This is a genomic window from Pseudomonas sp. IC_126 (assembly GCF_004331835.1).
GTDB lineage: Bacteria > Pseudomonadota > Gammaproteobacteria > Pseudomonadales > Pseudomonadaceae > Stutzerimonas.
Map to the genome: position 1 here is coordinate 1 of NZ_SJSS01000024.1, position 255 is coordinate 255.

General features: G+C 52.9%; 1 rRNA gene. It reads right to left on the reverse strand.

Annotated features, from left to right (window positions below):
- Positions 1 to 201 (reverse strand): 16S ribosomal RNA (locus E0D86_RS21300); the annotation flags it as partial.
- Between the last annotated feature and the right edge of the window lie 54 nt (positions 202 to 255).

The window sequence follows — 255 nt, forward strand, 5'->3', positions numbered from 1 at the left end:
GGTCCCCTGCTTTCTCCCGTAGCACGTATGCGGTATTAGCGTTCCTTTCGAAACGTTGTCCCCCACTACCAGGCAGATTCCTAGGCATTACTCACCCGTCCGCCGCTGAATCAGGGAGCAAGCTCCCCTCATCCGCTCGACTTGCATGTGTTAGGCCTGCCGCCAGCGTTCAATCTGAGCCATGATCAAACTCTTCAGTTCAATACTGCTTGGGTTTTGAGAAAACCCTAAACTTGGCTCAGCAATCGCAATCTC